Genomic DNA, 8,476 nt, shown 5'->3' with positions numbered 1-8,476 from the left:
CCTTTCGTTCGCACTCGGGCTACTTCGGCATCGTCAACTCCGAGGAGGCCTACCAGAACCTCGTGCGCTTCCTGTTCGGCGACGTGCGCGTCGATCTCTGGTTCGAGGTCGATGGCGTGACCCTGCCGCCGGACCTGCCCAAGGACGCCGACGTCGACGCGCTCTACCAGGTCGAACTGCTGGCCGCGCCGCGCGGCAAGCGCTGGTACCTGAGCCGGCGCGTGGCCGAGGAAGACTCGCCCGCCTGCCGCACGCACAAGGAACTGACCGACCCCGAAAAGCCCGAGCGCCGCTCGATCTATCTCTCGACCGTGTTCCTTGCCAACAAGGCGCGCGTGAAGCAGGACCGGCCGACGCTGGCCTATGCGATGACGCTCGGCGTGCGCGTGCCCGACTACCAGGTGAACAAGAAGTTCTGGCTCGACGGCCACTACGAAGGCAGCTCGCTGTTCCGCGACACGCTGGTGATCGAGATCGCGCCGCCGCAGCCCGACGACCCGGCGCAGAACTGGAACGTGAAGTACGGCTGGCAGACCGACACCGCAGGGCAGGCCTCGCTGCCGATGAGCCCCAAGCAGCTGGCCGACGGCAAGCTGCAGTTCATCGTGCCGCTTTCGAGCCTGGGCGCGGCGCCGGCGGCACCCGGCATCAGCGGCAAGGTGCGGCTGGAGGTGAGCGCCTGGAGTTGAGGAGAGCGTCGTCCGGCGGGCGCCGGCGCCATACTCGGGGCGGTCCAGGGTCCTGCCTTCTCCTCCTCCCCCATGAAAACTGCCGTTCTCGTCATCGACATGCAGCGTGGCCTCTATGACGACTTGCCGCGGCCACACGAGGCCGCCGAGGTCGCGCAGCGCATCAACGATCTCACCGCGCGTGCCCGTGCCGCGGGCGTGCCGGTGGCGTTCATCCAGCACGAGAACGCCGTCGACCTCGAATTCGATTCCGAGCGCTGGCAGCTTTCGAGCGCGCTGGAAGTCGATCCGGACGACACGAAGATCCGCAAGGCCACGCCCGATTCGTTCCTGCGCACGCCGCTGCAGGCATGGCTCGCGGGGCATGCGGTGCAGTGCGTGGTGGTCTGCGGTTACTCGTCGGAGTTCTGCGTGGACACCACCGCGCGCCGCGCCGCAGCGCTCGGCTACGAGGTCGTGCTTGCGGCTGACGCGCACACCTCGCACGACAAGCCGCACGCCACCGGCGACTTCATCCGCGCCCACCACAACGCCACGCTGTCGGACATCACGAGCTTCGGCGTGCCGATCCGCGCGGTGCCGAGCGCGAAGATCGTGTTCTGACCGTTCAGTCCGCTCCGCGCCGCCACACGCGCGCGAGCGCGGCCAGCTTGCCCTTGAAGCTCAGCCGGTCGTTCGACAGCGCGTCGATGAAGTCCGACAGCCGCTGCGACTTCACCATCGTGTAGATCGTGAGCCAGGTCGTGAGGACGAACACCACGCCGAACCAGAGCGCTTTGCGCCACAGCGGCGCGTCGGCCTCGGCCAGCAGGTTCATGCCGAGGAAGCCCGTGGTCACCGTGCCGATCAGGCCGAACAGCGTGACCACCGTGAGCCGCACCACGGTGCTGGCCTGCCGGCGCAGGCTGTCGGCGTCCAGGTAGGTGTTCATGTCGGCGATGCGCGCCTTGACCTCGTCGTAGAGCGGGTCGAGCCCGAGGTGCGCGGTGCACATGTGCGAGAGCGCCCGCACCTGCGCCTGCTCCGAGATCTCGTGGAACCAGTAGCGGTGCGTGAAGCGCAGGAAGCGCTCGAAGCTCGAGCGGATCGCGCGCTTGAACTGCTTCACGCTCGGCGTGCTGTGGATGTCGAGCCGCTTGAGCGCCTCGACCAGCTGGTCCGAGAACATCAGCAGCGCCGCCTTCTGGAAATGCGCGATCAGGAACAGCAGGAAGTGCTGGTGGCGGAACTGCGCGAGCACGCCGCGGTCGCGGCAGCAGAAGAACTCGGAGCGCGCATCGCCCACCACGATCAGCGCATGGCCGTTGCACAGGTAGCGCGTGTTGGGCGCCGCGCCGGCATCGACCCAGAAGCGGTCGTAGCAGTAGCGGTGCTCGAAGTCGGCCAGGTGCTGCTCCGCGTAGGGCAGGTGGGCATGCTGCGCCGCATCGGCCTCGGCCGCGCCGGTGACGAGGCCGAGCCGGATGAAGTCGTTGCGCGAGAGGCGCTTGGGATCGTCGAGCGAAAGGTAGGCCATCAGCGGCATGCGGTAGTACTCGATCTGCCGGTAGCGCAGCGCGCCGGGCTCGTCGGAATGGTCGCTCACCAGCGGCTGCATCAGGTAGGCCCAGTGGGCCGAGATGCGCGGCGCGCGGTGCTGGGCCACGTGCGAGAGAAAGGCTTCGCGCTGCTGCGCATCCGAGCGCGCGAGCACGCGGCCGTCGGCGGCCAGCCATTCGACGCTGGCCATGCAATGCAGCGCGCCGCCCTCGGCGTTCCAGCCCGCAGGGTAGGCGCGGCCGAAGCGGTAGAGCAGGTCCTGCGCCTGTGCAAGGCTCAGGTGGTTGGCGCCGACCTCGAGGTTGAGCAGCACCACGTCGATGTCGAAGAAGAAGTACAGGTCGCAATGCACCACGTCGAGCGTGATCGGCGCGTCGCCCTGCTGCGCCACCACGCGCACGGCCGCAATGTCGTGGCGGCGGAAGATGCGCATCGGCGAATCGCCGTCGCTGCCGGTGCCCGTGCCGTCCTTGTTCTTCGAGCGGCCCTCGCCGTAGAGAAAGCGCTGCACGTAGGGCAGGAAGCTCACGAACTCGTTGTAGTGCCGCTCGTGGAAGCGGCTGCTGTCGCCGGTGTATTCGTCGATCTCCTCGCGCCAGGGCGAGGCCTCGCCCATCTCGCGCAGCACATGCCAGGGGCCGTGGTGCGTGGGCTTGGCGTCGGGCGCCGGCACCAGCCGCAGCGGCCAGAGCAGGGCTTGCCTGAAATGCTGCACGGCAGGAGGTGCAAGCACCTCTGCGGACGCGGTGGCCTCGGATGTATTCAGCATCGCGCGAGTGTAGGCAGAAGGGCTGTCAAAACACTGACCTAGGGAAATCCCTGGCTTGGCCTGAAACCGGTTTCATATAAGCTGCAAGCATTGCTTTCGAGGCATGCGCACGGCCACGCCGTGCTCGCCCCACCCATGAACTACCAGTTTCAATTCGACGCCGTCTTCGCTGCCTGGCCGCTGCTGCTCAAGGGCACCTGGATCACGATCCAGCTCTCGCTCGTGGCCACGCTGCTGGGCCTGGTGGTCGCGATCTTCTGCGCCTGGAGCAAGACCTCGGGGCCCGGTTGGCTGCGCTTTCTCATCAACGCCTACATCGAGGTGATCCGCAACACGCCGTTCCTCGTGCAGCTGTTCTTCTTTTTCTTTGCGCTGCCGGCCATCGGGCTGCGCTGGTCGCCGCAGACGGCCGCGCTGGTGGCCATGGTGGTGAACCTGGGCGCCTACGCCACGGAAATCATCCGCGCGGGCATCGAGTCGATTCCCAAGGGGCAGATCGAGGCGGGCAGGGCGCTCAACCTCAAGCCCTGGGAGATCTTCCGCTTCGTGATCATCAAGCCCGCGCTCAAGGCCATCTACCCGGCGCTCACGAGCCAGTTCATTTTGCTGATGCTGAGTTCGGCCGTGGTGTCGGTCATCTCGGCCGACGACCTGACCTCGGTGGCCGCCAACCTGCAGTCGCAGACCTTCCGCAGCTTCGAGATCTACATCGTGGTGGCCGCCATCTACCTTGCGCTGGCGCTGGCCTTCTCGGCGATGTTCAAGCTGATCTACAAGCGCACGCTCAACTACCCGGACCGCCGGTAGCAGGCCCCAGAGCGGAGCAGGAAAAACCATGCGTACCTTCGGCTTTCCCGAATTCCTTTTCATCCTCGAAGCGGCCAAGTGGACGCTCGCGCTGTCGGCCATTGCCTTTGTGGGCGGCGCGATCTTGGGGCTTGCCATCGCGCTCATGCGCACGTCGGAGTCGGCGTGGGCGCGCGGCGTGTCGACCACCTTCATCCAGATCTTCCAGGGCACGCCGCTGCTGCTGCAGCTGTTCCTGGTGTTCTTCGGCGCGCCGGTGCTGGGGCTGGACATCAACCCCTGGGTGGCGGCCGGTGTTGCGCTCATCCTGAACAGCGCCGCCTTCCTCGGCGAGATCTGGCGCGGCTGCATCGAGGCCATTCCGCGCGGCCAGTGGGAGGCGGCGCAGGCGCTCAACCTCAAGTACGCGGCGCGCATGCGCGACGTGGTGCTGCCGCAGGCGCTCAAGATCGCGCTCGCGCCCACGGTGGGCTACGTGGTGCAGATCATCAAGGGCACGTCGCTCGCCGCGATCATCGGCTTCGTCGAGGTCACGCGCGCCGGGCAGATCGTCAACAACGCCACCTTCCAGCCGCTGGTCGTGTTCTCGGTGGTGGCCGCCATCTACTTCGCGATCTGCTGGCCGCTGTCGCTGCTCGCGGCGCGCATGGAGCGCAGGCGCGCGCGGGCGCTGGCCCGCTGATTCCTTTTCCCTTTCACATTGCTTCCTTCTTTATCCAGGAGACACTTTCCATGACCCGTACCACCACCCGCCGCGCAGCGCTGGCAGCACTTGCATCCCTGGGATTGGGCGCCGCGCTCACCGTGTTCGCACCCTTCGCCTCGGCACAGTCCGTGGCCGACATCAAGAAGAAGGGCGAGATCACCATCGGCATGCTGGTCGACTTTCCGCCCTACGGCACCACCAACGCGCAGAACCAGCCCGACGGCTACGACGCCGACGTCGCCAGGCTGCTGGCCAAGGACTGGGGCGTCAAGGCCAACATCGTGCCGGTGACCGGACCGAACCGCATTCCCTTCCTGCTGACCAACAAGGTCGACCTGCTGGTCGCCTCGCTCGCCATCACGCCCGAGCGCGCCAAGCAGGTGCAGTTCTCGCAGCCCTACGCGGCCGCGACCATCGTGCTGTACGGCGCGACCAAGGCGCCCATCAAGGCGGCCGGCGACCTGAAGGGCCTGCGCGTGGGCGTGGCCCGTGCCTCTACGCAAGACGTGGCCGTGACCAAGGCCGCGCCCGAAGGCACCGAGATCCGCCGCTTCGACGACGACGCCTCGGCCATGCAGGCGCTGATCTCGGGCCAGGTCGATGCGATCGGCTGCTCGGTGACCGTGGCCGCGCAGATCGCCAAGCGCGTGCCCGCCGGCAGCTACGAGAACAAGTTCACGCTGGTGCAGCAGTCGATGGGCATCGCGATGCGTCCGGGCCAGGAAGAGCTGACCAAGGCGGTGAACGAATTCGTCGCCAAGAACACCGCCAACGGCGAGCTCAACAAGCTCTACCAGAAGTGGCTGCAGGCCGACCTGCCCAAGATGCAGTGAGCTTCGAAGGCTGAAGAAGAAGGAATCCTGGCATGACGACGGAATCGATCATCCGCATGGAAGCGGTCAACAAGTGGTACGGTGAATTCCAGGTGTTGACCGGCATCGACCTGTCGGTGCGCCAGGGCGAGCGCATCGTGATCTGCGGGCCCTCGGGCTCGGGCAAGTCCACGCTCATCCGCTGCATCAACCGGCTCGAGACGGTGCAGAAGGGCCGCATCGTGGTCGATGGCATCGAGCTCACCGCAGGCGGCAAGAACGTGGACGCGGTGCGCGCCGAAGTGGGCATGGTGTTCCAGCAGTTCAACCTGTTCCCGCATCTCACCATCCTGGAGAACTGCACGCTCGCGCCGATGCGCTCGCGCGGCATGACGAAGGCGCAGGCCGAAGAGGTGGCCATGAACTACCTCACGCGCGTGCGCATTCCCGAGCAGGCAAGCAAGTACCCCAGCCAGCTCTCGGGCGGCCAGCAGCAGCGCGTGGCGATTGCGCGGGCGCTGTGCATGTCGCCCAAGATCATGCTGTTCGACGAGCCCACCTCGGCGCTCGACCCCGAGATGGTCAAGGAAGTGCTCGACACCATGATCGGCCTGGCCGAAGACGGCATGACCATGCTGTGCGTCACGCACGAGATGGGCTTTGCCCGCAGCGTGGCCGACCGCGTGATCTTCATGGCCGACGGAAAGATCGTCGAGCAGGCGCCGCCGCAGGAGTTCTTCGGCAACCCGAAGGACGAGCGCACGCGCCAGTTCCTCGGCCAGATCCTGAGTTCGCACCAGGCCCACTGATGTCCTTCCAGGTATTGATTTCTCTGTCGTCCTTCGGTGCGGCCGAGGTGGGCAGGCATGGCCGCATGACCTTCGACATGGGCAACTGGCACTGGCTCGGCGAGTGCCCGCTGCAGGCCGCACAGGCGCTGGGCCGCCGCGTGCGCTACGTGCACTGCAAGGGCGCGCAGCGGCTGCCGCACAAGTGGGTGGCGGTGCCGCTGGCCGACTCCGCCGCGCCTTGGCGCGCGGTGCTGCGCGCGCTGCCTGCCGATGTGCCGCACGCCATCGAATATCCTCTGGCCGGCGACGACCTGCCGGCCGTCGTGCGCGCGCAGGTCGACTTCATCCGCGCCGCGCGAGGCTAGGGAGACACACATGACAGAACCCACCGCTTTCGACGTTGCCCTGTTCGGCGAAGCCATGCTGCTGCTCGTGGCCGACCGGCCCGGCCCGATGGAGGGCGCGCAGGCGTTCCACAAGCGCACCGCCGGCGCCGAGACCAACGTGGCCATCGGCCTCTCGCGCCTGGGGCTCAAGGTGGGCTGGGCCAGCCGCCTGGGCACCGACTCGATGGGGCGCTACCTCATCGCGGCGATGAAGGCCGAGGGCATCGACTGCTCGCACGTCATCTGCGATCCGGCGCAGCGCACCGGCTTCCAGTTCAAGGGCCGCGTCACCGACGGCAGCGATCCACCGGTCGAATACCACCGCAAGGGCTCGGCCGCGAGCCAGATGGGCCCGGCCGATATCGATGAGGCCTGGCTGCGCTCGGCGCGCCACCTGCATGCCACGGGCGTGTTCGCGGCCATCTCCGACACCAGCCTGCAGGCCGCGCTCAAGTCCATGGACGTGATGCGCGCGGCCGGCCGCACGATCTCGTTCGACACCAACCTGCGGCCCACGCTGTGGCCGTCGACCGAGACCATGCGCCACTGGATCAACGAGCTGGCCTCGCGCGCCGACTGGGTGCTGCCGGGCATCGAGGAAGGCCTGCTGCTGACCGGCCATGACAAGCCTGAAGACGTGGCGAAGTTCTACCGCGAGCGCGGCGCGAAGCTCGTGGTGGTCAAGCTCGGCGCCGAGGGCGCCTACTACGACAGCGACGTGGCTGGCATCGGCCGCGTCGATGGCTTCCCGGTGAAGGAAGTGATCGACACCGTGGGCGCGGGCGACGGCTTCGCAGCCGGCGTGGTGAGCGCATTGCTCGAAGGCAGGAGCGTGCCCGAGGCCGTGCGCCGGGGCGCCTGGATCGGCGCGCGCGCGGTGCAGGTGCTGGGCGACACCGAAGGCCTGCCGACACGCGCGCAACTCGAAGAAGCAGGACTCTGACCATGACGACGACAAAAAAGAACGTGCTGGTCTTCCGGCCCCTGCCTGAAGACCAGCTGGCGCGCCTGCAGGCCGCACACCATGTGACCGTGGCCGATCCGCGCAAGGAGCCCGAGGCCTTTGCCGCCGCGCTGCCCGGCGCACATGGACTGATCGGCGCGAGCCACACGGTCGATGCGGCGCTGCTCGACGCGGCGCCGCAGCTCCAGGTGATTTCGAGCATATCGGTCGGCGTCGACAACTACCCGTTGGCGGAACTGCACAAGCGCGGCATCGTGCTGTGCCACACGCCCGACGTGCTGACCGAGACCGTGGCCGACACGGTGTTCGCGATCCTGATGGCCACGCAGCGCCGCGTCGTCGAGCTCTCGACCATGGTGCGCGAAGGCCGCTGGACCAAGAACATCGGCGACGAACTCTTCGGCACCGACGTGCACGGCAAGACGCTCGGCATTCTCGGCTTCGGCCGCATCGGCCAGGCCGTGGCCCGGCGCGCGGCGCTGGGGTTCGGCATGCCGGTGCTCTACCACGCGCGCCGCCCGGTCGACCTGGCCGCGCAGGCGCCCGAGCTGCAGGGCCGCGCCACGCATACGCCGCTCGACGATCTGCTCGCGCGCTCGGACATCGTGCTGGCAATGCTGCCGCTGACCGACGCGACGCGCGGCATGATCGATGCCGCCTTCTTCGCGCGCATGAAGCCCGGCGCGGCCTTCATCAACGGCGGCCGCGGCGCCACGGTGAATGAAGAAGCGCTGCTGCACGCGCTCGACCACGGCACGCTGCGCGCGGCCGGGCTCGACGTGTTCGCGAAGGAGCCGCTGCCCGCCGATTCGCCATTGCGCACCCATCCGCGCGTGACGCCGCTGCCGCACATCGGATCGGCCACGCACGAAACGCGGCACGCCATGGCGGAGCTTGCGACGACCAACCTGCTGCAGGTGCTGGCGGGCGAGAAGCCGACGGCGCCGTACGACACGGCGGCGGCGTGATCTCCCCGAGGATTTTCTCCCTCCCCTTCCGGGGGAGGGCCGGGG

At 67.7% G+C, this 8,476-nt stretch carries 8 protein-coding genes and 2 pseudogenes; 9 read left to right on the top strand and 1 reads right to left on the bottom strand.

Annotated features, from left to right (window positions below; genetic code table 11):
- Together AC1DOC_RS14120 and AC1DOC_RS14115 are read left to right on the top strand one after the other, a co-directional pair.
- Positions 1 to 689, top strand: a pseudogene (locus tag AC1DOC_RS14120) (hypothetical protein); the annotation flags it as partial.
- A gap of 72 nt (positions 690 to 761) precedes the next feature.
- Complete coding sequence (locus AC1DOC_RS14115; RefSeq protein WP_062366521.1) at positions 762 to 1,292, top strand: cysteine hydrolase family protein; 531 nt, start codon at positions 762 to 764, stop codon at positions 1,290 to 1,292.
- Between the two features lie 4 nt (positions 1,293 to 1,296).
- Here AC1DOC_RS14115 and AC1DOC_RS14110 read toward each other — a convergent pair whose 3' ends face one another.
- The gene (locus tag AC1DOC_RS14110) at positions 1,297 to 2,997 is read right to left on the bottom strand and encodes a hypothetical protein (protein WP_478079873.1); all 1,701 of its coding nucleotides are present in this window, start codon (positions 2,995 to 2,997) and stop codon (positions 1,297 to 1,299) included.
- A 135-nt stretch (positions 2,998 to 3,132) separates the two neighbouring features.
- On the opposite strand from AC1DOC_RS14110, the gene AC1DOC_RS14105 reads away from it, so the two are divergent.
- From AC1DOC_RS14105 to AC1DOC_RS14075, 7 genes and pseudogenes are all read left to right on the top strand, one after another.
- A complete protein-coding gene (locus tag AC1DOC_RS14105; RefSeq protein WP_478084172.1) occupies positions 3,133 to 3,804 on the top strand; it encodes an amino acid ABC transporter permease in 672 nt (223 codons plus the stop codon).
- A 28-nt stretch (positions 3,805 to 3,832) separates the two neighbouring features.
- Positions 3,833 to 4,486 (top strand): amino acid ABC transporter permease, encoded by a 654-nt coding sequence (locus tag AC1DOC_RS14100; protein ID WP_478079874.1) that lies wholly within the window; start codon positions 3,833 to 3,835, stop codon positions 4,484 to 4,486.
- 50 nt (positions 4,487 to 4,536) lie between these two features.
- Positions 4,537 to 5,343 carry a transporter substrate-binding domain-containing protein gene (locus AC1DOC_RS14095; protein ID WP_062366527.1) on the top strand — a complete coding sequence of 269 codons (807 nt, stop codon included), beginning with the start codon at positions 4,537 to 4,539 and terminating at the stop codon, positions 5,341 to 5,343.
- Positions 5,344 to 5,375: 32 nt separating this feature from the next.
- A complete protein-coding gene (locus AC1DOC_RS14090) occupies positions 5,376 to 6,131 on the top strand; it encodes an amino acid ABC transporter ATP-binding protein (protein ID WP_478079875.1) in 756 nt (251 codons plus the stop codon).
- A 65-nt stretch (positions 6,132 to 6,196) separates the two neighbouring features.
- Positions 6,197 to 6,478, top strand: a pseudogene (locus tag AC1DOC_RS14085) (sugar phosphate isomerase/epimerase family protein); the annotation flags it as partial.
- A 10-nt stretch (positions 6,479 to 6,488) separates the two neighbouring features.
- Entirely contained in the window at positions 6,489 to 7,442 is a 954-nt protein-coding gene (locus tag AC1DOC_RS14080) for a sugar kinase (RefSeq protein ID WP_478079876.1), read from the top strand.
- Between the two features lie 2 nt (positions 7,443 to 7,444).
- Positions 7,445 to 8,431 carry a 2-hydroxyacid dehydrogenase gene (locus tag AC1DOC_RS14075; RefSeq protein ID WP_436300332.1) on the top strand — a complete coding sequence of 329 codons (987 nt, stop codon included), beginning with the start codon at positions 7,445 to 7,447 and terminating at the stop codon, positions 8,429 to 8,431.
- Positions 8,432 to 8,476: the final 45 nt, after the last annotated feature.

It is taken from the genome of Variovorax sp. 01T439_2 (assembly GCF_056398445.1).
Note: the sequence above shows the minus strand (reverse complement) of the source record. Positions and strands in the feature narration are given on the sequence as shown.